Origin of the sequence: Bacillus sp. FSL W7-1346 (assembly GCF_038593335.1) — a bacterium.
Classification (GTDB): Bacteria; Bacillota; Bacilli; order Bacillales; family Bacillaceae; genus Bacillus; species Bacillus altitudinis.
In genome coordinates this window covers 1,828,040-1,852,632 of sequence record NZ_CP151988.1, presented here as the reverse complement: position 1 = coordinate 1,852,632, position 24,593 = coordinate 1,828,040, and the positions used below count along the sequence as shown (strand labels likewise).

Below are 24,593 nucleotides of genomic sequence, written 5' to 3'. Positions count from 1 at the left end.
CTATTATCCAACCGATCTTCTGAAGATATGCATAAAAAAAGCGTTCAGCTTCATGAACTGGACGCTTTTTTTCCATATTGAACGGCTTCTAATAAAAAGTCAGCCAGATGAATCGCTCTCATGCTAGGCATATGTCCTGCCTTTTTGACGCCTGCTGCCATTTGTAGTTGACAGCCTGGATTCGACGTCACAATGGCAGCTGCAGCTGTGTTGTTCGCTTCCGTCATTTTATGATCTAAAATTTGCATCGACATGTCTGGCTGCAAGATATTGTAGATTCCTGCAGATCCGCAGCAGCGGCCAGCATCTTTCATTTCTTTAAACGTTACCCCTTGAATGGCTTTCATGAGCACCCTCGGCGCCTGTTGTACATTCATCCCATTTCGTAAATGACAGGAGTCTTGATAGGTGATCACTTGCGCTGGCAAAGCCAGTGGCAAGTGGCGGTGAAATTCCAGCTCTACAAGGATGCTTGAAATATCGGTTATTTTCTGTGAGAAGGCTTTACTTCGTTTTTGAAAATCTGGGTCATCCTGAAGCAAATGACCGTAATCACTTAAAAAGGCGCCGCAGCCGCCCGCGTTCATGACAATCGCATCGGCATCTGTTTCCTCGAATGCTTCAATATTCCGCTTGGCTAACTGTTTTGCTTGGTCTTTTTCTCCGCTATGACCATGTAGCGCGCCGCAGCACGTTTGTATAGGAGGAACGATCACATCGCAGCCTGCCAGCTGTAAGAGATGAATGGTCGCTTTGTTTGTGTTTGAGAAAACTGTATCCATTAAACAGCCAGTAAAAAACGCCACCCGTTTTTTTGCCTGACCAATGGCTTTATATTCATTCAAACGTTTTTTCTTTTTCTTTTGAGGCGGCACCTTTGGAAGTGCCTGTTCCATCAACTGTAAATGGGAGGGAAGCACCTTCAGTATGCGCGTCTTTCTGGCGGCTGTTTGCAGACCAGATGTTTGATAAAATCGAAGAAAACTAGCAGCTTGTCGCATACGACTTTGTGACGGAAAGAGACCTTTAAACACAACACGTCTCATCAATTTGACGGGAAACGATTGTTTTTTATGTTGTTGAATAATGTCTCTTGCATCTTCTAGCAGCTGTCCATACTTGACGCCAGAAGGGCAGACTGGTTCACATGCACGGCAGCCAAGACAAAGATTAAGGGAATGTTCAACATCTTCATCTGGTTCAATGACGCCATCTCTTACAGCTTTCATTAACGCAATTCGGCCCCGAGGGGAGTGCGTTTCTTGTTGTCCAGATTCAATATAAGTAGGGCAGGAAGGGAGGCAGAATCCGCAGCGCATGCAATTAAGCAGCTCCTTTTCATCCATTTGCTCCTGAAACTGCTGCTGGATCTCTTTTTGCTTAGAAGAAGAACTCATGAGACCACCACTCGCTTTCTTGAGGCTTTTCCAAACACTTTATCTGGGTTCATGATATGTGCAGGGTCAAGTGCCTGTTTAATCGCCTTCATGGCAGCGATTCCTTCTTTTTTGACCTTCAGCTCCAAATAGGGCGCTTTCATAAGACCCACGCCATGTTCGCCTGTAATCGTGCCGCCAAGTGCAACGGCTTTTTCAAAAATGGCCTGAAAGGCAGCTTCTACCCGTTTCATTTCTTCTTCATTTCTTGCATCTGTCGCACAAGTGGGGTGTAAGTTGCCATCACCTGCATGACCAAACGTACAAATGTTCACCTTATACTTTCGTGCAATGTCTTCAATTGCACGAACCATATTGGCAATTTCAGACCGGGGAACGGTAGCATCTTCTAAAATCGTTGTAGGACTTAATCGAGCGAGGGCAGATAAAGCAGAGCGTCTCGCTGTTAAGAGAGCACTTGCCTCTTCTTCTGAATGTGCAATCTTGACGCTTGTAGCCCCGTGTTGCTCACAGACTTCTGCGATTTTTTGGATATCACGAGAAACAGCTTCAGGGTTGCCGTCCTGTTCAATTAATAACACAGCTTGAACGTCAGTAGGCAGGCCGATGTTCGCAAAATCTTCAACGACTTCAAGGGTCGGCTGATCCATAAATTCTAATGTAGCAGGAATGATACGCTCAGCAATGATGGCCGATACAGAAGTCGCAGCTTCTTCAAGGCTTTCGTATAAACAAAGCATTGTTTGTTTCGTTTCTGGGAGCGGTAGGAGCTTTAGCACCGCTTCTGTGACAATCCCGAGTGTTCCTTCTGAACCAACGAACAATCGAGTCATATCATATCCAGCGACATCTTTTGCAAGCTTTCCGCCTGTTTTGATGATGTCACCGTTTGGCAAAACCACTTCAAGCCCAAGGACATAATCCCTTGTCACTCCATACTTTAATCCCCGCAGTCCCCCTGAATTTTCGTTAATATTGCCGCCTAATGTGGAAATTTTCATAGAGCTTGGGTCTGGCGGGTAGAAAAGACCTTTTTCCTCTACTTGATGAATCAATTCCTGCGTAATTAAACCAGGCTGCACCGTTGCGGTTAAATTTTCTTCGTCTATTTCTAATAATTGATTCATTCTAGTAAAGAGAATTACCAATCCGCCCTGAGTAGGGCATGTTCCTGCGCAAAGATTCGTCCCTGAGCCTCTTGGGACGATCGGCACCTTGTATGAGGCGCACAGTTTCACAATTTGCTGCACTTCTTCAGCCGTGTGAGGCCGCACGATCGCATCTGGCATCTGTTGAAAATTTGGTGTCGCATCATAAGAGTAGGCAAGACGATCCGCCTTGCTGTCTTGGACATTGGGCGCACCGACAATCTCTTTTAATTGATTTGAAAATTCTGAATCTAGCATATGCAATCACTCCCGCTCATTTAACGTCTCGTTTCTACCAGTATAAAAAAAGAACCGTCACATGACTATAGACGATTCTACAAAATATCAGGCTGTTTTATCGTATTTTTTGTATCATGATCTAAAAGCAGCAAGGCCAAATAAAAAAGCATCGCATCTTGCATGCGCTTTGGATCAAGTGTCGTTAAATCCTGAATCCGTTTTAATCTGTAATGAAGTGTATTAATATGGACATGCATAGCTTCTGCTGTATGTTTCAATGAGTAATCCGAAGCGATGAGTACCCGCAATGTTTTCACTAGTTCAGGATAGGGGAAAAGGGACGCAATCGTTCGATCAAGAAACGCATCTTTTGTTTCCTGACTGATTTCCTCCATAAAAAGTTCAAGCGTCAAATCTTCATCAAACACAATGGGTGTATCAGCATGTGCCAATTTTAAAGCGCGAAAAGCTTGATGAAAGGACTGCTTCATGACATGAGAAGCTGCTGGTTTTCCTGCCCCCATTAAAATCCTCGATGGTGACAGCGCTGTGAGCGCAGCATGAATATGGAACAAGCGCTTGTGCCATGTTTCTCGACCATCTGGTGTGGCTTGTAGCATGAGCAAAAAACGTGCATGCCCCCAGCGCACAATGATCTCCTGATTGGTGAGTTGCAATTTGTCCTTCATCAGTTTGTATTGATCCTGCTTCATAAACGTTTCGTCTTGACAATCAATGAGAATAGCGACACGCTGCTTGTTGACATCAAAGCCAAGCCGCTGCGCCTTCTCGGTCATTCCAACCGCTGTCTCTGGCAGATGAAGCCAGTCGAATACAAAGGCTTCAAGCTGCCGTTCATCTGTTTCCGTTTCTTGAAAGCATTCATGCTCTTGAATGAGCAGCTCCGTCATTTTACGTAAAATGTCGCCAAAAGGGGAGACATGCCTTGGGTCACCTGTCATTCCAATGACCCCAATGACTTCTTGTTTAAAATAAATAGGCAGATTGATACCGGCTTTGACGCCTTTCATCTGCAGCACATCATCCTTTGTGAGAATTCGTTTCTGCCCTTCTAAGGATGTGACATATGCTCCTTCATGAAATTGACCAATGCGTGCTGGATCTGTTGCAGCAATAATGGTACCGTTTGTTTGTGTGATGATGATTTCTTCCGTCAGTACCTTTTTGACCTCATCTACGATTTTTTCTGCCAGTGTCATTGTGAGCAAAACGGTCCCCTCCGAGATGTTTCTTTTTACACTATCATACCATCATATGCTCAGGCATATCTTTCTTTTCATGTGTTATGCTAAAATAAAAAACGCATATGAAGTAGATGAAAGGAGATACAGTCATGTCACTGCAAAATCGCTTACAAGATTTATTGAAAGAAGGGCAGGCGCTCACCGACTTTGAATATAACAAAGCCGCAAGTCAAAATTGGCCGCTAGAAGGGGCAAAAATGACAGAAGAAGCACGCTTTGCAGATGTTTATATAGAACGTGTAGACAAGGAATCGGAGGAAATAATTCAAACAGAAAATGCTTCCTTTTTAAATACACCTCTTACATACGTAAAAAAACAACAAAAAGAATTCATTTATATCGAGTCGAAGTGGTTTGATGTGGTGAGAGCCGACGGACTTGCCATAGAATGGGATGAAGTATTTCAGACGTATACCGTGTTATTCGGATTGAAGCGTCCTAAAAAAGATACTGGATTACTAAAAGAGATGCTCTCAACATTAAATGGTGCTCAGCTTCAATTTAATGGGCAAGACGGGTTATTTGATGTCAACATTCCGCTTCTTGAACTAGAGGACATCAAAGAAGATACACCTTTGATTGGTGTGATCTCAGCAGTGTACCGCTATTTATTCAACTTGCTCATGCAGCTTGAAAATGAATGAATCAAAAAACGGCTCACATTCCTGAGCCGTTTTTTAGAGCCATCCTCTTATGAATTGAGCCTCACCCATCCCGAAGCTCCAATCGGCGTCTCCATTTTCCACGATGGAGATCATCACATCCGTCTTGGCAACCCCGCATTCTTTTTCTACACGTTCTGCGATTTGTGCATAAAGCTGTTCCTTTTGCTCTTTCGTCCGCTGTTTACTGACAACACTAATGACAACAAGATCTTTTGTTCTCGGATAACCAAGCCCAGTGTCTTCAATCATCATCTCTTCAGGGCGGTGCTGATGAACAATTTGATAGCGATCTCGTTCAGGTACCCCAAAGGCATCAACCATTGCTTCATGGCAAGTGTCCAGCAGTTTTTTTAATTCCTCTTTTGAACGGCCTTCTATCACGTCAAATCGTAACAACGGCATCAGGTCAACCTCCAAATATGTGTTAAATGTACAATCATAATGTAACCAACACTTCGCCGTTTCACTCTTTTGCGCATAAGAAAAAAGCCAACACATTGGCGCTTGGCTTTTTCGCTCTGGACTAAGGCGTGACAAACTTCACATCATGCTCTTTTCCATATTGAAGGTAATCTTCATTTGGTTGTTCATTCGTCACGACGATGTCTATGTCTTTTAAGTCACAAAACGTGGTTAAGGCATAATGGTCAAACTTACTATCATCGACTAATAAAAAGGTTTTGGCGTTTTTTTCAACGAGCGTTTTTTTAATATCTGTCTCAAGCGGGGAGGAATTCGTGACGCCATGATCAATGGATAAACCAGTTGATGCAATAAATGCTTTATTGACATTGTATGCTTTTAGACGCTCAACACTTTGATAACCAACGAAAGAATTTGTCTTTCGCTCTAGCATACCCCCGGTTGAAAAGATGGTGAGGTGTTCATAAGGCATAGCCTGTGTAATGAAATCCACGTTATTTGTCACAACGGTAATCTGTTTCTCCTTCAAATAGGGAAGCATCTCCAGTGTCGTTGTACCAGAATCAACAAAAATCATATCACCATGTTCAACAAAAGCGGCGGCAGCCTGTCCGATCATTTGTTTTTTACTCAGCTGACGAGTCTTTCGCTCCTGATACACCACCAACGTTGAGTGGTTCACAGCGACGCCGCCGTACACTTTCTTTAGCACGCCGGATTCTACCAATGCTTGTACATCTCGGCGTATGGTGTTTTTTGAGACGCCAAAATGCGTCACAAGCTCATCAAGAGAGGCAGATTCCCGGTCAAATACATACTCTTTTATTTGCTGAATACGTTTTGTTTTTATCATGCTACAATCTCCAATCAATACGAATATGCTGATTCTATTATAACAATAATTCCACGTAAAAGATGTCACTGATCAACATGGGAGAATTGAATGATCTTTTTCTCTTATCTTTTCTCATTTTTCATAAAAGCGTATGATAGAGAAAAGAGGATAGAAAGGATTTTCACTTCTATGAATGAGCACAACATACAATTTTCAAAGCTAGCAAATTTTAGAGAGGTAGGGGGACTCCAAACAACGGATCAGATGGTCATCAAACAAGGAATGATTTATCGATCTGCCGATTTATCACGTCTCACGAAGCAAGACATATTGACGTTCTCAACACTTGGAATTCAAACGATTTGTGACCTGCGTACAAGCTCAGAACGAAAATCACACCCGCCAAAGATCATGGAACATGACAAAATTGTTCATATCCCTATGCAGCCTGACAGCATGATGCCTAGCAAATGGACCATGTTTCGTATGCTGATAGCAGAAGGAAAATCTCTATCCTTTACACCGATCATGAAAGATGTATATCAAAGCATGCTCTATGAGCGAAAAAAAGAGATTCAGCAATTGTTTACATTACTGTCCGATGAAAAAAATTATCCGCTTATGCTTCACTGTACAAGCGGAAAAGACCGTACAGGCTTTTTATCTGCTCTTATTCAATTAGCAGCGGGTGTGCCGGTGCATACCGTTTTAAGTGAATACATGCGTTCCAATGAAGGCGTGAAAATGCTAGTGAAAAGACAAGAACGATTTGTTCGCATGATGAGTTTATATCGGGTGTCAAAAGAACAAATTCAGCCCCTGCTCGGTGTGCAGCAAGATTATCTTGAAGATGTACTGAATGAGATGATGGATACATACGGAAATGCAGAGCGGTATTTAGTAGAAGCCTGCGACGTCCCTAAAGCTCAGCTGCTTAAAGTAAAAAACATCTTGCTTACACCATCTGCTGGCATTCCATCACAAAACGCAGAATAAACTTAATATGAGGTGATGCAAACCATGCTGAAAAAGATCAGTATGACGGTTCTGACACTAGTTTTCATGGGTGTCTTCTTATTGATTCCGTCTAGCAGTCTAGCTCGTTCGATGCCAAAAGGGAAGCTTGAGAGCACAAGAGAGATGCGTGCAGTGTGGGTCGCATCAGTTTATAACTTAGATTGGCCTTCAAAGAAAGGACTGCCCGCAGATGAGCAGAAACAAGAGTTCATTCAACTGTTAGACGATATCAAAGCGATGAATATGAACGCCGTCATCATGCAAATTAAACCAACAGCAGATGCCTTTTATCCATCGAAATTCGGGCCATGGTCTGAATATTTGACTGGTACACAAGGGAAAGACCCTGGATATGACCCGCTTGAATTTATGATAGAAGAAGCACATAAACGCGGTCTTGAATTTCATGCTTGGTTTAACCCTTATCGAATCACTATGAATCATACCGATCTCAACCGGTTATCAGCCGATCATCCTGCAAAAGCACACCCTGAGTGGACCATCGCCTACGGAAATCAGCTTTACTTTAATCCAGGCATTCCTGATGCTCAGGACTTCATTGTTGACGGGATAGAGGAAGTAGTGAAAAACTACAATATTGATGCGGTGCATATGGATGATTATTTTTACCCGAATAAAATCGCTGGTGTGCCATTTCCAGATCAAGAAACGTATGAAACTTACGGGAAGAAGTTCACTCATATAGAAGATTGGCGAAGGGATAATGTGAACGAGCTAGTGAAGCAGATCAATGACACCATTAAGAAAGAAAAACCGTATGTGAAATTTGGCATTAGCCCATTTGGTGTATGGCGCAACATAAAAGATGACCCAACCGGTTCAAACACAACTGCAGGGATGACCAATTATGATGATTTGTATGCTGATACAAGAGAGTGGATACAGCAGCACCATATTGATTATATCACCCCGCAAATTTATTGGAGTATCGGCTTTCAGCCCGCTGCCTATGATGTGCTGACGAAATGGTGGTCAAATGAAGTGAAGGGGCAGCCTGTTCACTTGTACATTGGTCAAGCGACGTATAAAATCAATCAAAACAGTGATCCTGCTTGGTCTGATCCTGAGGAGTATTTTCGCCAGATCGAGCTGAACAGGCAGTCACAGCTCGTACAAGGAAGCATGCATTTTAGTCTGAAAGATATCAATCGGAATCCCTTGAATGTAAAGAAACGATTAATAGAAGAAACCTATAGCAAACCAGCTCTCATACCAGAGATGCCATGGCTTCATCAAAAAGCGCCAAAAAAACCAATCATCCAATCTGTGAAAAAGACAGAGGATGGCGCAGTTTTACAGATACAAAATGATCCGCGCTCTAGTGCATCCTATTATGCAGTCTATCGATTGTCGAATAAAGGGACATACGAATTTGTGCAAACGGTCAGAAAAGAAACAGGTTCCTTCACACAAACGAAAGACATTTTAGCCAATCAAAAGAAGAGCTATACCTATAAAGTGACGGCACTCAATCGCCTTCATCATGAAAGCAAACCTTCTACAAAAACAGTAAAATAACAAAGACAGCATAAATGAGGGTTTTCCTCCATTTATGCTTTTTTGCTTTCTCTATTTTTCTACTATTTTTATTTTAATTTTCTGAATTCAATCAAGCTTGGCATGAAGCAGCTATTTCAATAATAAATATGATAGAAAAGCGCCAAAGGGGGAAGCAAAATGGATTTTGAATTAACGAAAGAGCAGCAAATGATCCGTCAGATGGTCAAAGAATTTGCAAAAACAGAAATTGCACCGCACGCTCAAACTGTTGATGAACAGGCAGCATTTCCCGTAAAAACATTTCAAAAAATGGGGGAGCTCGGTTTTATGGGTATACCCTTTCCAGAGAAATATGGAGGATCTGGAGGAGATACGATCTCGTATGCACTGGCAGTCGAGGAAATTGGAAAACAGTGTGCGAGTACAGGTTTAAGTTATGCCGCAGCGGTTTCCTTAGGCGCAAGTCCACTTTATTACTTCGGGACGGAGGAGCAAAAGATGGACCATCTTGTTCCATTAGCCTCTGGAACAGCGCTTGGCTCCTTCGGATTAACAGAACCAAACGCCGGATCAGATGCAAAAGGAACAAAAACAAAAGCCATTCAAGACGGACAAGAATATGTCATCAGTGGGGAAAAGTGCTGGATCACAAATGCCAATTATGCCAGAACGATTATTGTCACCGCTGTAACAGATCATGATGAAAACGGACGTCCAATCATCTCTGCCTTTATTGTGGAGAAAGGGCAAAAGGGACTGTCGATTACAAATCCATATGACAAAATGGGGGTTCGCGGTTCAGATACGGCTGAAATCATTTTAGATGAAGTGCGTGTACCAGCGCATCATATATTAGGAGACAAATCGAAAGGATTCAAGCAATTTTTATATACATTAGACGGCGGACGAATTTCCATTGCAGCCTTATCTGTCGGAATTGCGCAAGCGGCACTTGATGCTTCACTTTCCTATGCAAAAGAAAGAAAGCAATTTGGAAAGACGCTCTCATCCTTCCAGGCCATTCAGTTTAAGCTGGCGGATATGGCGATGCAAATAGAGCTTGCAAGACAAATGGTCTGGAAAGCCGCTTGGCTGAAAGATCAAGGCAAACCATTTACAAAAGAAGCGGCCTATGCCAAACTGTTTGCTTCAGAAATGGCCACAAAAGCAAGTCTTGATGCGGTCCAAATTCATGGCGGAACAGGCTATATGAAAGAATGCGGTGTTGAACGGCTTGTGAGAGATGCCAAGCTGATGGAAATCGGAGAAGGAACCTCTGAAATTCAGCGGCTCGTGATCGCAAGACAGCTGTTAGCGTAATACCTTAATGAAAACGCTTACTAAACATAAGGGAGGAAAGCAATGATGTCGATTCACCCGCAAACGATTGGCTCCCTATTAAGAGAAAAAAAAGAACAGCACCCAGCACATAAAGCCATTGTTTACCCAGAACGTTCTTTACGTTATTCGTACGAAGCGTTTTATCAAGAGGTCAAGGCAACAGGTAAAGGTCTCATGGCATTAGGGGTTCAAAAGGGAGATCACATCGCCATTATGGCACCAAATATACCTGAATGGCTCATTCTTCAATTTGCCTGCGCCTCCATTGGTGCTGTTCTTGTCACTGTGAATACCAATTTTCAATCACAGGAACTCGCCTATTTACTCAAGCATTCTGACAGCAAAATGTTGTTTATTGTAGACGGCTTTAAAGAAACGTCCTATGTCAACATGCTTGAAGAGCTGATTCCAGAACTTCAAACCGCTCATCAAGAGGAAATCACTTCCACACAATTTCCTTATTTAAAAAGATGTATCTATATCGGTCAGCATGTACCAAACGGCATGCTCAGCTGGGATCGTCTTCAAGTGGCAGCCAAAAGAACCGAAGATCATGAATGGGAGAAGCGAATGAATGAGCTCACGCCTGATGACGTTATTAATATGCAGTACACTTCAGGCACAACTGGCTATCCAAAAGGCGTCATGCTCAGCCACACAAACATCGTCTGTAATGCGAGTCAGATCGCAGATTGTATGAAATTAACAGAGCAGGACCGTATGTGTATCCCAGTACCGTTTTTTCATTGCTTCGGCTCTGTTCTTGGTGTACTTGCTTGTCTCACAAAAGGGGGAACGATCATTCCACTTGAATCATTCCATCCAGAACGAGTCCTTCAAACAGTAGAAAAAGAAAAATGCACGGTTCTTCACGGTGTACCAACCATGTTCATCGCAGAGCTCGATCATCCAAATTTCCACTCTTATGACCTGTCCACATTACGAACGGGGATTATGGCCGGTTCACTCTGCCCATCCCACGTCATGAAAGCAGTCATTGAAAAAATGGGACTGAGAGAGCTCACGATTGCCTATGGTCAAACCGAAAGTTCACCCGTCATTACCCAAACAAGAACGGATGATTCGTTTGAAAGACGCGTTCAAACGGTCGGGCGTGCGCTTCCTCAAGTTGAAGTCAAAATTGCTTTACCAGGGACATCAGAAGAAGTGCCAAGAGGACAGCAAGGAGAGCTTTGTACAAGAGGTTACCATGTCATGAAGGGCTATTATAAAAACGAAGAAGCAACAAATGAAGTCATTGATGAGGACGGATGGCTCCACACAGGGGATTTAGCTGAGATGGATCATGACGGATATGTGAAAATCACAGGCCGGCTCAAAGATATGATCATCAGAGGCGGAGAGAATGTGTACCCAAAAGAGATTGAGGATGTCCTATACACTCATCCTGCCATTCTTGACGCACAAGTCGTTGGTATTCCTGACGAGACATACGGCGAGGAAGCAGCCGCATTCATTCGGCTGAAACAAGGGAAGTCGGTCTCAATTGAGACATTAACGAGCTATTGTCAGTCACAAATGGCACGCTACAAAATCCCGAAATACTTTTTCATTACAGATGAGTACCCAATGACCGCTTCAGGCAAAATTCAGAAATTCCGCTTGAAAAAGCAGGCGCTTGATCTAATAAAGGAGTGAAGGCAGCGATGTTTGAACAAGTATTGATCGCCAATCGAGGCGAAATTGCCCGTAGAGTGATTCGGACATGTAAACGGCTCGGAATCAAAACCGTTGCCGTTTATTCAGAGGCTGATCAGCATGCACTCCATGTGCAAGAAGCAGACAGCGCCTATTATATCGGTGGTGCTAAAGTTTCTGAAAGCTATTTAAACATGGAAGCAATCATTAAAGTTGCCAAACAAACAAATGCTGATGCTATCCACCCAGGGTATGGTCTTTTATCAGAAAATGCGGCATTTGCTGAACGCTGCCGGAGCGAAGGCATTGCCTTTATTGGCCCATCTGCACAAGTCATTCAGCAGATGGGAAATAAAATTGAAGCGAGAAAAACGATGGAACAAGCGGGCATTCCAATCGTTCCTGGTGTTTCAGCCCCGCTCCATGATGCAGACGAAGGTGTTCATAAAGCACAGACACTCGGCTATCCCATTATGCTAAAAGCATCGAGTGGTGGCGGTGGGATTGGTATGCAGCTCGTCCGCAATGACGAAGAACTGCATCGAGCGTTTGAAGGAAATCAAAAAAGAGCACAAAGTTTCTTTCAAGACGGTACGTTGTACATGGAAAAGGTGATTGAACACGCACGGCACATCGAAATTCAAGTTCTTTTTGATTCGTTCGGTCACGGCGTTCACTTATTTGAAAGAGATTGTTCACTCCAAAGAAGACATCAGAAAATTGTTGAAGAGGCACCAGCCGTCTGTCTTGAAGAAACTGTGAGACAGCAAATGGGACAGATGGCCGTCAAAGCTGCCAAAGCGATTGGGTATGAAAATGCGGGCACGATTGAATGTTTAGTCGATCAAAACCAGCAATTTTATTTCTTAGAAATGAATACGAGATTGCAAGTAGAACACCCTGTCACTGAAGAAATTACCGGGATTGACCTTGTCGAGGAGCAGCTAAAAATTGCAGCATTAGAGCCCCTGTCCTTCAGCCAAGAGGATATTCATCAAATTGGGCACGCGATTGAAGTTAGAATATACGCTGAAGACCCTGTGACATTTTACCCTTCGCCAGGCACGATCACTCGGCTTTCTACACCTGATGCCCCATATATCCGTCATGAGTCAAGCGTAACGAGCGGAAGTGTCATTACCCCATTTTACGATCCAATGATTGCGAAAATGATTGTGTACGGTGATACTCGAAAACTCGCCATAGAACGATTAAAAGCAGCATTACAAGCATATGAAATAGAAGGGATCAAAACCAATGTACCGCTTTTAAAGGAAATGGCCGAATCAACTGCCTTTTTACATGGCAGCATCACAACCGATTATCTGATGAAAAAAAGGGAGGAAAACCGTTCATGAAAACTGTCACGATACAAATGGCCGGAAACTTATGGAAGCTTCTTGTGAAACAGGGTGATGATGTGCAAAAAGGACAGGAAGTCGCCATCTTAGAATCGATGAAAATGGAGATTCCCATTGTTGCAGAAGAAGCAGGTGTGATCAGTAAAGTGTATAAGGCGGAGGGGGACTTTGTTGACGAGGGAGAGGTACTTTTAGAGCTGACAGAATAGGGGGAAAGCCGCATGGCATTACCAAAAAACGTGCTCATTAGAGAGGTCGGCCCGCGCGATGGCCTGCAAAATGAATCCGTTTGGCTGGACACAATGGAGAAGCGAACATGGATCCATTTACTCGAAGAAGCCCATCTTCCTTATATTGAAGTCACCTCATTTGTTCATCCGAAATGGGTTCCAGCCTTAAAAGACGCCAAAGAATTAGCCCAATCATTAAACAAAAAAGAGGATATTACCTATGCCGCACTCATCCCAAATGAAAAGGGGTTAGCTCATTTTTTTGAAGCAAACCTTGAGCTAGGGGCTATGTTTATCTCAGCGAGTGAGACACATAACAAAAAGAATATGAATCGATCTATACAGGAAACATTGCCTGTGATCAAACAAATGACAGCCGATTTAAAAGCAGAAGGACGGCAAACGCGGGCCTATATTTCAACCGTGTTTGGATGTCCTTATGAAAGACAAGTACCGATGGACCAAGTGCTGCGATTAACGGAACAGTTGCTGTCCTTCGGCATTGATGAAATATCACTTGGGGATACCATTGGGGAAGCCCATCCGCTGCAAGTAGAAAGACGGTTAGACCTTTTACTTGAACGCTTTCCTGCTGATAAAATCGCGCTTCATTTTCATGATACGAAAGGAATGGGGCTTGCCAATATTTATACAGCATTAAAAGCCGGCATCACCATGTTTGATGCCTCTAGCGGGGGGCTTGGCGGCTGTCCTTATGCACCTGGCTCCAGCGGAAACGTGGCGACAGAAGACGTGGTACACATGCTTCACAAACTCGGGATCGAAACAAATGTCGACCTCCCTCGCTTGATCAAAGCGGCTGAATGGATTGAAGCAAAAGTGGATCGAACCCTGCCAAGTCACTGTTTACGCGCTTTTCAGTCTCACACTACTTGATAAAGGGTGAATCACATGACATCATTGGTCCATTTTTCAATACAAGATGATCATATTGGCATCATGACATTAAATAGACCAGCACAAGCCAATGCTCTATCAGCTGCTATGCTAGAGGAAATTAACCAAACGATTCAAGAAATCAAACATGATGAAAACATCCGCTGTTTGCTCATGACAGGAGCTGGCGCTAAAGTTTTTTGCGCAGGAGCAGACTTAAAAGAACGGCGATTGATGACAGAACAAGAAGCCAAAGAAGCTGTTCTGACCATTCAGCAAACCTTTACAGACATTGAATCTTTGCCCGTTCCTGTCATTGCCGTGATAAACGGACACGCACTTGGCGGAGGTCTTGAGCTCGCGCTCGCCTGTGATCTCCGCATCGCAAGAGCGGGTGCAGCGCTCGGCCTGCCGGAAACAGGACTAGCTATCCTGCCGGGAGCAGGGGGCACACAAAGACTTCCGCGCCTGATCGGACCCGGGAAAGCGAAAGAAATGATCTTCACAGGCACTTCTTTACGAGCAGAAGAAGCCGTTCAAATCGGACTGATTGAACGTATCTCTACAGTCGATTCACTGATGAATGATGCTATCACATTCGCAAAACAAATCACCAAGAATGGACCGATTGCTTTAAAAGAAGCAAAACAAGCCATTCAATCCAGCCTTGATCACGATTTGCAAACAGGGCTGACGAAAGAATACGAAGCTTATCTGCGGCTAATTCATACAGAAGATCGACTAGAAGGTCTCAAGGCTTTTCAAGAAAAACGAACGCCTCATTACATTGGCAAATAGTAAGAAAGGGGAATGTTTATGATCGAAGAATATGAATTAAATAAACAACGAATTGAAAAGGGCGGGGCAGAACGCTACCATCAAAAAAACAAAGAAAAAGGAAAATTATTTGTCCGTGATCGGCTTCATTTGTTATTAGATGAGGATTCTTTCATTGAAGATGCCATGTTTGCAGAGTGCAAAGATGAACATTTACCAGCAGATGGTGTCGTCACAGGAACCGGGCGTATGAATGGGCAGACTGTTTGTGTCATGGCAAACGACTCTACGGTTAAAGCAGGATCGTGGGGCGTCAAAACAGTAGAAAAAATCATTCGAATTCAAGAAACGGCCGAGAAGCTCAATTGTCCTATGCTGTATTTAGTCGATTCTGCGGGTGCAAGGATCACCGATCAAATCGCCATGTTCCCAGGCAGAAGAGGAGCAGGGCGCATTTTTTATAACCAAGTCAAGCTGTCTGGGCGCATTCCTCAAATTTGTTTACTATTCGGTCCTTCTGCAGCCGGTGGTGCCTATATCCCTGCTTTTTGTGACATTGTCGTGATGGTCGAAGGAAATGCCTCTATGTATTTAGGCTCGCCGCGAATGGCTGAAATGGTGATCGGTGAAAAAGTATCACTTGAGGAAATGGGCGGTGCGAAAATGCATTGCAGCATTTCTGGATGCGGAGATATATTAGCCAAAACAGAGGAAGAGGCCATTCAAATTGCACGTGATTATTTAACCTATATGCCTGCCAACTATACAGAAAAACCAAAAACGACAGCAGCAAAAGCACCTAAACCATCTAACATCACCATCCAAGACTTAATTCCTAAAGGCCAGAATACCCCATTTGATATGTATCAACTCATCGATTTACTGATTGATGAAGGGTCATTTTTTGAAATCAAAAAGCTGTTTGCCGCAGAGTTAATTACCGGCTTTGGCAGAATGAACGGTCAGCCTATCGGTCTCATTGCCAATCAGCCAAGAGTAAAAGGCGGCGTATTATTCCACGACTCAGCTGATAAAGCCGCCAAGTTTATTCAGCTCTGTGATGCCTTTCATATCCCGCTGCTCTTTCTTGCGGACATACCAGGATTTATGATTGGAACAAAAGTGGAACAAGCCGGCATTATTCGTCATGGGGCAAAAATGATCTCCGCTATGTCAGAGGCGACCGTTCCGAAAATATCCGTCATCGTCCGTAAAGCATACGGAGCAGGACTATATGCAATGGCAGGCCCTGCTTTTGAGCCAGACTGCTGTCTCGCTCTTCCATCGGCGCAAATCGCTGTGATGGGTCCAGAAGCCGCTGTAAATGCCGTCTATGCAAATAAAATTGCAGAACTACCGCCCGAAGAGAGGGCTTCATTTATACAAGAGAAACGGAAGGAATACCAGGAAGATATGAATATCTATGAGCTTGCCTCTGAAATGATTGTCGATGGCGTCATCCCATTTGACCGTCTAAGAACGGAACTTTGTCATAGATTACTAGCCTATTCATCGAAAGACATGACATTTACGAAACGAAAACATCCGGTCTATCCGGTCTAAAGGGGGCAGTCCTCATGATCAACCTGAAACCAGAATGGATACCGGAAGAAAAGCAGAGCCAAAAAACACGTTTGCATCAGTGGATGAAATCTCTTGGTTTTTCTACGTATGACTCATTCTATCAAGCCAGTATTGCACGCACAGACTGGTTTTGGAGAGAAGCGGAAAAGGCGGTCGGCATTCAGTGGAAAAAACCATATGAAGCGGCATTAGGTCACCACTCATTGATGTGGCCGAAATGGTATCAGGGCGGCACACTTAACATCACCGAAACGGCTGTGGACAAATGGGCAGAAAAAGAAGAGACGAAGCATCAGCCCGCCATCATTTGGAGCAATGAAGCCGGTGAAGAAAAGAAATGGTCATTTCTCGAACTTCAAGAGAAAGTGAGCCGTCTTGCAGCTGGCTTTTTGAAAGAAGGACTTCAAAAAGGGGATGTAGCCATCATCTATATGCCAATGCTTCCAGAAACGGTCGCCGTCATGCTTGCCTTTACAAAGATTGGTGTTATTTTCAGCCCAGTCTTCTCAGGCTATGGAAGCGAGCCACTCGCTGTACGCATTCGTGCGTCAGGCGCATCCATTGTCGTCACAGCGAATGAAATGATGCGGCGAGGGAAAACGATCAACATGCGGGAATGTGTGGCGGATGCCATCAACAAAACAGCAACTGTGCAAAAAGTGATTGTGCACACTTCCTCTCATACCGGATATCAGGGCGATGTCCTGCTAAATGATTTGTTACAAGAACAGCCGATCACCGGCGCGACCTATGTCACAAATGAAGATCCGCTGATGATCTTGTATACGTCAGGCACAACCGGCACACCAAAGGGAGCCGTTCATACACACGCAGGCTTTCCGATAAAGGCAGCTTTTGATGCCGGGCTATGTATGGATGTGGCAAAAGGAGACCGGTTGTTTTGGCTGACTGATATGGGCTGGATGATGGGGCCATTCCTCGTCTTTGGCGGCTTGATCAATGGAGCTGCCATCGTTTTATATGACGGCGCTCCCGATTATCCAGATGAGCAGCAGCTCTGGTCATTCATCCATCAGAAGAAAGTCACTCATTTTGGGCTTTCCCCTACATTTGTTCGTTCTGCGATGCAGCAAACGATTGATGGGGTCGAGCTATCGCATGTCAAAGCCATTATTTCTACAGGGGAACCATGGAATGAAGCTCCGTGGCAATGGTTATTTCACACCATTGGTCAAAAGAACATCCCCATCTTAAATTATTCAGGAGGAACCGAGGTTTCTGGTGGCATTGTAGGCAGTACGCTGCTTCGTCCCATCAAACCGATTCTCTTTAATGCGGCGATCTTAGGAATGGCGGCAGATGTATACAATGAAGCTGGGCAAAGCGTGATGAATGAAGTAGGGGAGCTTGTGGTGAAAAAGCCATGGGTCGGCATGACATGTGGTTTTTGGAACGAACCGGAGCGTTATGAAGATACGTATTTCAAACGATTTGATGGTGTATGGACACACGGAGATTGGGTCATGCAAACAGAGGACGGAGAATTCCACATCACCGGCAGATCGGATGATGTCATTAATACAGCAGGGAAACGTATCGGGCCAGCTGAAATTGAATCCATCCTTACATGGCATCCTGCCGTGCATGAAGCCGCTGTGATTGGGGTAAAGGATGAGGTGAAAGGGGAGGCGCTCGTCTGTTTCATCGTGACCAGTCCTCATGCTTTTGAAGAAGCAACCCTTATCCAAGAGCTTTCAGCCCATGTTGGTTCACATGCTGGTAAAGCGCTCACACCAAAAGAAGTTCATCTCATTTCAGCTTTACCGAAAACAAGGAATGGAAAAATTGTACGACGTTTACTGAAAGGGGCGTATGAAGAGCAGCCTTCACCCGATCTATCTTCATTAGACAATCCAGATGTATATAAGAGTCTGACCGAATACTTGAATAAGAGACAGAAAAAATAAAAAAGACAGGATGGTTCCTGTCTCAGCGTGTAGACAAACCCTCGCATTCGGTGTCAGTCCTGCGCTTCGGTGCTCACGAATGTCAAATTCGTTCCGCGCCGATGCTCGTCCTTCCTAGACTGCAAAGGTTTTCTATCACGCTGAAAAGAAGACAAAGGGCTAAAATCAAGTTCATTTTAGCCCTTTGTCAACAATCTGAGACAGGATGGTTCCTGTCTCTTTTTATTGCACATGAAAATTTGTTCCATCTGTTGTCTCTTTCACAATCCCTGCACGAATGACATAATCGCCGAAATGTTCATTTTCTTCTCGTTCTTTTGCGTAGCGGGGGAGAATAGAGCCAAGTTCTTTTAGAATGTCTTCCTCACCCACATTTTCACGGTATAATTTACTTAATCTGCTGCCATCAAATGCGGCACCAAGATACATATTATACTTACCAGGTGATTTTCCGATAAATCCAATTTCTCCAAGCGCATGACGAGCACAACCATTTGGACAACCAGTCATTCGAATGGTGATTTCTTTATCACTTAATCCGTTTTCTTCAACGATGTCTTCGATTTTATCAATCAATCGTGGAAGGTAGCGCTCTGCTTCAGCCATCGCTAAACCGCAAGTTGGCAAAGAGACACAAGCCATTGAGCTGCGGCGCAGGGCAGAATGCTGCTGGCCGTCTGATAAACCAAACTTCTGAATGAGCTGTTCGATTTGTTTCTTTTTATGAGTTGTCACATTCCCAATGATTAAATTCTGATTGGCGGTTAGACGGAAGTCACCCGTATGCACCTTGGCAATTTCACGGATGCCTGTCATCAGCGGATAATCATCATAATCTGTGATGCGTCCGCCTTCTACAAACATCGTATAATGCCATCTGCCATTAATGCCTTTTACCCAGCCATAACGGTCACCGTTATGATCAAAGTGATAATCTTTTGCCTCTAAAAGAGTAAACCCAAGACGGCGCTCAAGTTCTTCTTTTACATTCTCAAGACCAAGGCGGTCCACCGTATATTTAAAGCGGGCATTTTTTCGCACGGAACGGTTTCCGTAGTCACGTTGAATGGTGATGACTTGTTTGGCAATTTCTACGACTTGTTCAGGTGTACAAAAGCCGATGACCTTTGCAAGCTGCGGATAAGTCGCTGTATCACCATGCGTCATACCCATTCCGCCGCCAATTGCGACATTAAAGCCGACCAGTTGATCGTTTTCGATAATGGCAATAAAGCCTAGATCCTGCGAAAAGACATCAATGTCATTAGCAGGAGGGACGGCCACGCCAATTTTGAATTTCCTTGGCAAATAAAGCGGACCATACATCGGTTCAACTTCCTTATCTGGCGTTGCCGCAACCTTTTCCTCATCAAGCCAAATTTCGTGATAAGCTCTTGTTTGCGGGAGCAGGTCATCACTTAATTTTTTCGCCAGCTCGTATACATCATGGTGCACTTCTGATTGATAGGGGTTTGAAGTACACATGACATTCCGGTTTACGTCGCCGCAAGCTGCGATCGTATCAAGCATAGTAGAATGAATGTCTTGAATGGTCTTTTTCATGTTCCATTTTAAAATACCGTGAAGCTGAAAGGTTTCACGAGTAGTCAGCTTTAACGTACCGTTTCCGTATTTGTGAGCAAGCTCATCCATCACAAGCCACTGCTTAGATGTGGCGATTCCGCCAGGCAGACGGACACGCAGCATAAATTGATAGGCAGGCTCAAGCTTTTGTTTTTGTCGTTCATTTCTCAGATCACGATCATCTTGTAAGTAGCTGCCGTGATGCTTCATCAGACGGTTGTCATCATCCGGAATTCCCGCTGAAATCGGATCAAGCATCACTTCTTTTAACGTACCCCGTAAATAATCACTTTTTTCTTTGATTTCCTCTACGTCGCTCGGAGGTCCATCCGGCGCTGTTAATGCTGTCTTCACCATGTAAGTAAAAGCTCCTTTCTTTCAAGCATCAAATCAATAAACGTCACGCTGATAGCGTTTTTGTTGCTGTAAGTTGGCAAGATAGCTTTCTGCTTTTTCTTTGCTCATCGCACCTTCTTCTTGAATGATGGATAGAAGGGTATTGTGGACATCATGCGCCATATGCTTTTCATCTCCGCAAATATACACGTAAGCACCTTGCTCAAGCCATTCAAATAATTCTTTGCTTTGTTTCTTCATTTGGTGCTGGACATATACTTTTTCCTCAGTATCTCTTGAAAAAGCCACGTCCATTTTCGTTAAGACGCCATCCTTTAACCACTTTTGCCATTCCGTTTGGTATAAGAAATCCGTCACAAAATGCTGATCACCGAAGAATAACCATGACTTTCCGTTTGCACCCATTTCCTCACGTTCCTGCATAAATGAACGGAAAGGAGCGATGCCTGTGCCTGGTCCTACCATAATGATCGGTGCATCTGGATCTTGAGGAAGCTTAAAGTTTTGGTTGTGCTGAATATAAACAGGTAACGTATCACCTGGCTGCAGGCGCTCTGCACATAAAATCGAACAAACACCTTGGCGTTCTCTGCCGTGCGCATCATATCTGACAGCCCCTATCGTCAAATGAACCTCTTCATCATTTGCTTTGAGACTGCTTGCAATGGAATAAAGGCGTGCAGGGATTTTTCTTAAAATGGACGTGAAATCTGCGGCGGTTCCTTCAAAAGGACCGAAATCACGAGCCGCATCTACTAGGTCCCGGCCTGCGATATATTCTTTCAGTTTTTCTTCGTTTCCTTCTTCTAAAAGGGCATGCAAGGATTCACTTTTTGTCAGTTCAGCGATCTTTTGAAGAAGTGGTTTTGTTAAAACCGTGATCTCAAAATGAGAGGTGAGTGCTTCTTTTAAAGGAAGAGTGTCTCCGTTTTTATGAACGGTGACGGCTTCTTCTGCATTCCATCCGCATGTTTGAATCAGTTCATCGACAAGTGCAGGATCATTTGTCGGGTAAATGCCAAGGCTGTCACCTGGCTCATACACGAGGCCTGAACCTTCAAGCGAAAGCTCTAAGTGACGTGTTTCTTTATTAGATCCACGCCCATTTAGGTTGATATTTTCAAGAACTTCAGCATAAAAAGGATTCGTTCTTGAATATTCAGAAACGGCTTGATTGTTGACTCCCGCTGATTCTTGCGGAATTGATACAGCTTCACCTTCACTCAAAGAAGAGGCAACACCTTGAAGCCATTCTGAAAATGGCTCATCATAATCAAGGTCACAGTCCACCCGGTCAAACAGGCGTGTACCGCCAAGCTCTTGGAAGCGTTCATCAAATTCTTTTCCTGTCTGACAGAAGAATTCGTACGAGCTGTCACCTAATGAAAGAACAGAAAAGCTTAAGTGATCGAGCTTTGGCGCTCGTCTGCCGTGAACATATTCATGGAACGAAAGGGCATTATCCGGCGGATCTCCTTCGCCATGTGTGCTGACAATGACCAGTAAATTGTTTATTTTTTTCAGATTATTCGGTTTAAAATCGGACATAGAAGAGAGCGTCACTTGAAAGCCTTTCTCTTCAAGATGCTGGGCTGTCTTTTTTGCTAACCCTTCGGAATTGCCTGTTTGCGACCCATAAAGCACGGTCACATCTTTGCTCACAGGCTGGACAGGTGCTGCGGCAGAAGGCGCCGAAGTGACAGCTTCTGAGCCGGCAAGCGCTGCCTGCGCTGATAAATAACCAGTAAGCCAAATTTTTTGCTGTTCTGTTAAAGTCGGAAGCAGCTGATTGAGTAACTCTGCCTGCTCCTGGCTAAACGGACTGTTCAATACATGAAGTTGCAACAATATCCACCTCACAAGGAATATAAACATAGATTAATTCGATAGGAATTATATATATAGGTTCAATTTGAACTTTACCGAAAGTTTGCCATTAAGTAAAATATATAATATTGATTGTCATGATTAAGATTTCTAATAGCTGTGCAAGGTGAAATGAACATGTTTAGTCAAGGAGGTAATATGAGTATTATTAGAGATTTAGAAGATCCAAAAGTTAAGTTTAAGTTAGCAAAGAATGTGTCAATCCATAGAAAGGAATTAGAAAAATTAAATCTGAGTCAAATTTCTGATTTACGAATTTATGCGAAAGATAAATACGAAAGAGCTGCCAATTTTTCTACAAAAGCTTCAATTATTACAATAACAATTGTGCCAATATTTTTATTTTTGAATTCTTACTTTAATTCATATTTTAACTTTGGATTAAATTTTATTTCTAGAAAATACAATTCTAACGATCCGAAATTACTTGATAGCTCACATGAGCAGCAGAATGATTTTGATAAACTTTCATTCAGTATATTTGATACTTATTTATATTTTGCTTCAAGTATTTTAATAATTGTTTTTATTGTTCTTCTCATTAGAAGATTTGATGTTTCCAAAACAAATAAACTTTTCAATTTAATTGATGAAATATATTTAATGAAATTAAAACGAGAGGAAAAATTCCAAGAGGATTATAAACAATTGCAAAAGATAAGAGCTGTGAATTGGAGAACAATCTCTTTTGGTTATTATTCTGATCGTTTAGAGATTTTGATGAAATCTCCAAATCTAAAAGAAGCTGAATTTTTTATGTTCTATGAATTAGATCATATTAAAGAAGTTGAAGTAATTTTGGGAATTAGTTAAAAATTAAATTCTCGATTATTCATCAAATAATACTCTTCTTTTTGATAAGTATTATCATTATAGATAAGAATAAATAGGAGAGTATGAGATGTTCTTAAAATTCGAACTGGGTTCTTATTGTTAAATAAAGAAAGGAGAAAAACCTTAAGGTTTTTCTCCTTTCTTTATTTACGCCGTTGGAAGTCCCATCACAGCTTTCACTTCTAAATATTCTTCGATACCGAAGTCTCCCCATTCTCTTCCGATACCAGACTGCTTAAAACCGCCAAATGGGGCAAAGTAATCTGTTTCAGCATTGTTAATGGTGATTTGACCGGCACGAATATGTTCAGCGACAAATTTTAATGTTTTTTCATCTTGACCAACAACATACCCGGCAAGACCATACACTGTATCGTTGGCGATCTCAAGGGCATGATCGAGGTCTTGATACGTGATCACACTCATGACTGGCCCAAAGATTTCTTCTTGCGCAATGGTCATATCATTTTTCACATTGGTGAAAATGGTATGCTTGGCGAAATATCCTTTATCGATTCCGTCTGGCTTTCCAGTTCCCCCAGCAAGAAGGGTAGCACCTTCTTCGATTCCTTTTTCAATATAAGATTGCACCGTATCCCACTGCTTTTTAGAAACAAGCGGGCCAGTAGCGTGATCTTCTCTCGGATCACCAACTGTAAACTTCGGCAGGGCGTTCAGCAGCGCTTTTTCAAACTTGTCTTTCATTGATTCTGGAATCAGCACACGTGTAGCTGCAGAACACACTTGACCTGTATTCATTGCAATATGATGAATGGCTGTTTCTGCTGCTTCGTCCACATCTGCATCGTCTAAGACGATAAGAGGGGATTTTCCGCCAAGCTCAAGTGCTACTTTCTTCACATTGTCCGCTGCGTTTTCCATAATTTTAGAGCCGACGGCACCTGATCCTGTAAATGAAACGAAGTCAATATCAGGGTGTGAGCTAATGCCGTCGCCAATCACGTCACCCGTTCCGTTTACTAAGTTGAAGACTCCTTTCGGTACACCTGCTTCATCAATAATTTCTGCAAGAATCATCGCAGCAAAAGGGGTAATTTCCGCTGGCTTTAAGACAACTGGTGAACCTGCCGCAATGGCACCCGCAATTTTAAGAGATGTCTGATTCGTCGGGAAGTTCCACGGTGTAATTAATCCACTGACACCAATCGCCTCTTTTATAATCGTATGTCCACCACGATCTTCGGTAAATGTATAAGATTTCAGTGCTTCCGCTGCTTTAGAAAAATGTTCATAACCCATTTTGTAATGAACTTCTTCGGACACTTTCAGCGGTGCACCAAGCTCTTTTGTCATCACTTCTACAAGTTCATCCTTGCGTTTTTCGTACCCGCGCACAATGTTTTCCAGCATTTCTACTCGTTCATTTCGAGATGTTTTTGAGAAAGAAGGGAAGGCGGCTCGGGCTGCTTTGACTGCCTTATCTAAATCTTCTTTCGTTCCTAAACTAATGGTGCCAATGACTTCCTCTGTCGCAGGGTTAATGACCTCCGTCGTTTCGTTTCCTGTTGATGCGACCCATTCTCCATTAATAAAGTGTTTCTCTTGATTTCTCATTCTGACATGTCTCCTTTTTATATGTGATTCAATCCAATATTCTGTTTTCAGCTCATATAAAACTGTAC

At 43.2% G+C, this 24,593-nt stretch carries 20 protein-coding genes; 12 read left to right on the top strand and 8 right to left on the bottom strand.

The genetic code is table 11. The annotated features are described in order from the left end of the window. Window positions 1–50 precede the first annotated feature (50 nt). The 3 genes from NST09_RS09425 to NST09_RS09415 form a co-directional block, all read right to left on the bottom strand. Window positions 51–1,397, bottom strand: a complete 1,347-nt coding sequence (locus NST09_RS09425) for a (Fe-S)-binding protein (protein WP_019743947.1) — start codon at window positions 1,395–1,397, stop codon at window positions 51–53. Beyond that, a complete protein-coding gene (gene glcD, locus NST09_RS09420; RefSeq protein WP_019743948.1) occupies window positions 1,394–2,803 on the bottom strand; it encodes a glycolate oxidase subunit GlcD in 1,410 nt (469 codons plus the stop codon). Before glcD ends, NST09_RS09425 begins: the two co-directional genes overlap by 4 nt. 77 nt (window positions 2,804–2,880) lie before the next feature. Further along, complete coding sequence (locus NST09_RS09415; RefSeq protein WP_342493543.1) at window positions 2,881–4,014, bottom strand: sugar diacid recognition domain-containing protein; 1,134 nt, start codon at window positions 4,012–4,014, stop codon at window positions 2,881–2,883. Between the two features lie 125 nt (window positions 4,015–4,139). On the opposite strand from NST09_RS09415, the gene NST09_RS09410 reads away from it, so the two are divergent. Then, window positions 4,140–4,694 (top strand): branched-chain amino acid aminotransferase, encoded by a 555-nt coding sequence (locus tag NST09_RS09410; RefSeq protein WP_342493542.1) that lies wholly within the window; start codon window positions 4,140–4,142, stop codon window positions 4,692–4,694. Between the two features lie 33 nt (window positions 4,695–4,727). On the opposite strand, the gene NST09_RS09405 is transcribed toward NST09_RS09410, so the two are convergent. Together NST09_RS09405 and NST09_RS09400 are read right to left on the bottom strand one after the other, a co-directional pair. Further along, window positions 4,728–5,117, bottom strand: a complete 390-nt coding sequence (locus tag NST09_RS09405) for a tautomerase family protein (protein ID WP_076821573.1) — start codon at window positions 5,115–5,117, stop codon at window positions 4,728–4,730. Window positions 5,118–5,238: 121 nt separating this feature from the next. After that, entirely contained in the window at window positions 5,239–5,991 is a 753-nt protein-coding gene (locus NST09_RS09400; RefSeq protein ID WP_060832382.1) for a DeoR/GlpR family DNA-binding transcription regulator, read from the bottom strand. A 90-nt stretch (window positions 5,992–6,081) separates the two neighbouring features. On the opposite strand from NST09_RS09400, the gene NST09_RS09395 reads away from it, so the two are divergent. The 10 genes from NST09_RS09395 (at window position 6,082) to NST09_RS09350 (ending at window position 18,288) form a co-directional block, all read left to right on the top strand. Next, window positions 6,082–6,969 (top strand): tyrosine-protein phosphatase, encoded by an 888-nt coding sequence (locus NST09_RS09395; protein WP_342493541.1) that lies wholly within the window; start codon window positions 6,082–6,084, stop codon window positions 6,967–6,969. A gap of 24 nt (window positions 6,970–6,993) precedes the next feature. Beyond that, window positions 6,994–8,529, top strand: coding sequence for a family 10 glycosylhydrolase (locus NST09_RS09390; protein ID WP_342493540.1), 1,536 nt, complete (start codon window positions 6,994–6,996; stop codon window positions 8,527–8,529). Window positions 8,530–8,688: 159 nt separating this feature from the next. Beyond that, complete coding sequence (locus tag NST09_RS09385) at window positions 8,689–9,831, top strand: acyl-CoA dehydrogenase family protein (RefSeq protein WP_008346640.1); 1,143 nt, start codon at window positions 8,689–8,691, stop codon at window positions 9,829–9,831. Window positions 9,832–9,873: 42 nt separating this feature from the next. Then, window positions 9,874–11,511, top strand: coding sequence for an AMP-binding protein (locus tag NST09_RS09380; protein ID WP_342493539.1), 1,638 nt, complete (start codon window positions 9,874–9,876; stop codon window positions 11,509–11,511). Between the two features lie 8 nt (window positions 11,512–11,519). Next, window positions 11,520–12,869: an acetyl-CoA carboxylase biotin carboxylase subunit gene (locus NST09_RS09375; RefSeq protein ID WP_046527657.1), complete on the top strand. Its 1,350-nt coding sequence runs from the start codon at window positions 11,520–11,522 to the stop codon at window positions 12,867–12,869. Then, window positions 12,866–13,081, top strand: a complete 216-nt coding sequence (locus NST09_RS09370) for an acetyl-CoA carboxylase biotin carboxyl carrier protein subunit (RefSeq protein WP_008346646.1) — start codon at window positions 12,866–12,868, stop codon at window positions 13,079–13,081. Before NST09_RS09375 ends, NST09_RS09370 begins: the two co-directional genes overlap by 4 nt. Before the next feature lie 12 nt (window positions 13,082–13,093). After that, on the top strand, window positions 13,094–13,999 hold the full coding sequence (locus NST09_RS09365; protein ID WP_057079455.1) for a hydroxymethylglutaryl-CoA lyase: 906 nt from the start codon (window positions 13,094–13,096) through the stop codon (window positions 13,997–13,999). A 15-nt stretch (window positions 14,000–14,014) separates the two neighbouring features. Then, window positions 14,015–14,797 (top strand): enoyl-CoA hydratase, encoded by a 783-nt coding sequence (locus NST09_RS09360; protein ID WP_007499216.1) that lies wholly within the window; start codon window positions 14,015–14,017, stop codon window positions 14,795–14,797. A gap of 18 nt (window positions 14,798–14,815) precedes the next feature. After that, the gene (locus NST09_RS09355) at window positions 14,816–16,339 is read left to right on the top strand and encodes an acyl-CoA carboxylase subunit beta (protein ID WP_342493538.1); all 1,524 of its coding nucleotides are present in this window, start codon (window positions 14,816–14,818) and stop codon (window positions 16,337–16,339) included. Between the two features lie 14 nt (window positions 16,340–16,353). Next, window positions 16,354–18,288, top strand: coding sequence for an AMP-binding protein (locus tag NST09_RS09350; RefSeq protein ID WP_144741021.1), 1,935 nt, complete (start codon window positions 16,354–16,356; stop codon window positions 18,286–18,288). A gap of 222 nt (window positions 18,289–18,510) precedes the next feature. Here the strand turns inward: NST09_RS09350 and cysI are convergent, their stop codons facing one another. Together cysI and NST09_RS09340 are read right to left on the bottom strand one after the other, a co-directional pair. Continuing rightward, on the bottom strand, window positions 18,511–20,229 hold the full coding sequence (cysI, locus tag NST09_RS09345) for an assimilatory sulfite reductase (NADPH) hemoprotein subunit (protein WP_041092788.1): 1,719 nt from the start codon (window positions 20,227–20,229) through the stop codon (window positions 18,511–18,513). A 33-nt stretch (window positions 20,230–20,262) separates the two neighbouring features. Next, complete coding sequence (locus NST09_RS09340) at window positions 20,263–22,074, bottom strand: assimilatory sulfite reductase (NADPH) flavoprotein subunit (RefSeq protein WP_065460482.1); 1,812 nt, start codon at window positions 22,072–22,074, stop codon at window positions 20,263–20,265. A 159-nt stretch (window positions 22,075–22,233) separates the two neighbouring features. Between NST09_RS09340 and NST09_RS09335 the strand changes: the two genes are divergently transcribed. After that, a complete protein-coding gene (locus NST09_RS09335; protein ID WP_282900610.1) occupies window positions 22,234–22,929 on the top strand; it encodes a hypothetical protein in 696 nt (231 codons plus the stop codon). A gap of 168 nt (window positions 22,930–23,097) precedes the next feature. On the opposite strand, the gene NST09_RS09330 is transcribed toward NST09_RS09335, so the two are convergent. Then, window positions 23,098–24,525, bottom strand: a complete 1,428-nt coding sequence (locus NST09_RS09330) for an aldehyde dehydrogenase family protein (protein WP_079919843.1) — start codon at window positions 24,523–24,525, stop codon at window positions 23,098–23,100. Between the last annotated feature and the right edge of the window lie 68 nt (window positions 24,526–24,593).

Bases quoted from the DNA above. Each gene is read 5' to 3' on its own strand.
- NST09_RS09425 (WP_019743947.1), bottom strand. From the start codon at position 1,397: ATGAGTTCTTCTTCTAAGCAAAAAGAGATCCAGCAGCAGTTTCAGGAG.
- glcD (WP_019743948.1), bottom strand. From the start codon at position 2,803: ATGCTAGATTCAGAATTTTCAAATCAATTAAAAGAGATTGTCGGTGCG.
- NST09_RS09410 (WP_342493542.1), top strand. From the start codon at position 4,140: ATGTCACTGCAAAATCGCTTACAAGATTTATTGAAAGAAGGGCAGGCG.
- NST09_RS09405 (WP_076821573.1), bottom strand. From the start codon at position 5,117: ATGCCGTTGTTACGATTTGACGTGATAGAAGGCCGTTCAAAAGAGGAA.
- NST09_RS09400 (WP_060832382.1), bottom strand. From the start codon at position 5,991: ATGATAAAAACAAAACGTATTCAGCAAATAAAAGAGTATGTATTTGAC.
- NST09_RS09395 (WP_342493541.1), top strand. From the start codon at position 6,082: ATGATCTTTTTCTCTTATCTTTTCTCATTTTTCATAAAAGCGTATGAT.
- NST09_RS09390 (WP_342493540.1), top strand. From the start codon at position 6,994: ATGCTGAAAAAGATCAGTATGACGGTTCTGACACTAGTTTTCATGGGT.
- NST09_RS09385 (WP_008346640.1), top strand. From the start codon at position 8,689: ATGGATTTTGAATTAACGAAAGAGCAGCAAATGATCCGTCAGATGGTC.
- NST09_RS09380 (WP_342493539.1), top strand. From the start codon at position 9,874: ATGATGTCGATTCACCCGCAAACGATTGGCTCCCTATTAAGAGAAAAA.
- NST09_RS09375 (WP_046527657.1), top strand. From the start codon at position 11,520: ATGTTTGAACAAGTATTGATCGCCAATCGAGGCGAAATTGCCCGTAGA.
- NST09_RS09370 (WP_008346646.1), top strand. From the start codon at position 12,866: ATGAAAACTGTCACGATACAAATGGCCGGAAACTTATGGAAGCTTCTT.
- NST09_RS09365 (WP_057079455.1), top strand. From the start codon at position 13,094: ATGGCATTACCAAAAAACGTGCTCATTAGAGAGGTCGGCCCGCGCGAT.
- NST09_RS09360 (WP_007499216.1), top strand. From the start codon at position 14,015: ATGACATCATTGGTCCATTTTTCAATACAAGATGATCATATTGGCATC.
- NST09_RS09355 (WP_342493538.1), top strand. From the start codon at position 14,816: ATGATCGAAGAATATGAATTAAATAAACAACGAATTGAAAAGGGCGGG.
- NST09_RS09350 (WP_144741021.1), top strand. From the start codon at position 16,354: ATGATCAACCTGAAACCAGAATGGATACCGGAAGAAAAGCAGAGCCAA.
- cysI (WP_041092788.1), bottom strand. From the start codon at position 20,229: ATGGTGAAGACAGCATTAACAGCGCCGGATGGACCTCCGAGCGACGTA.
- NST09_RS09335 (WP_282900610.1), top strand. From the start codon at position 22,234: ATGTTTAGTCAAGGAGGTAATATGAGTATTATTAGAGATTTAGAAGAT.
- NST09_RS09330 (WP_079919843.1), bottom strand. From the start codon at position 24,525: ATGAGAAATCAAGAGAAACACTTTATTAATGGAGAATGGGTCGCATCA.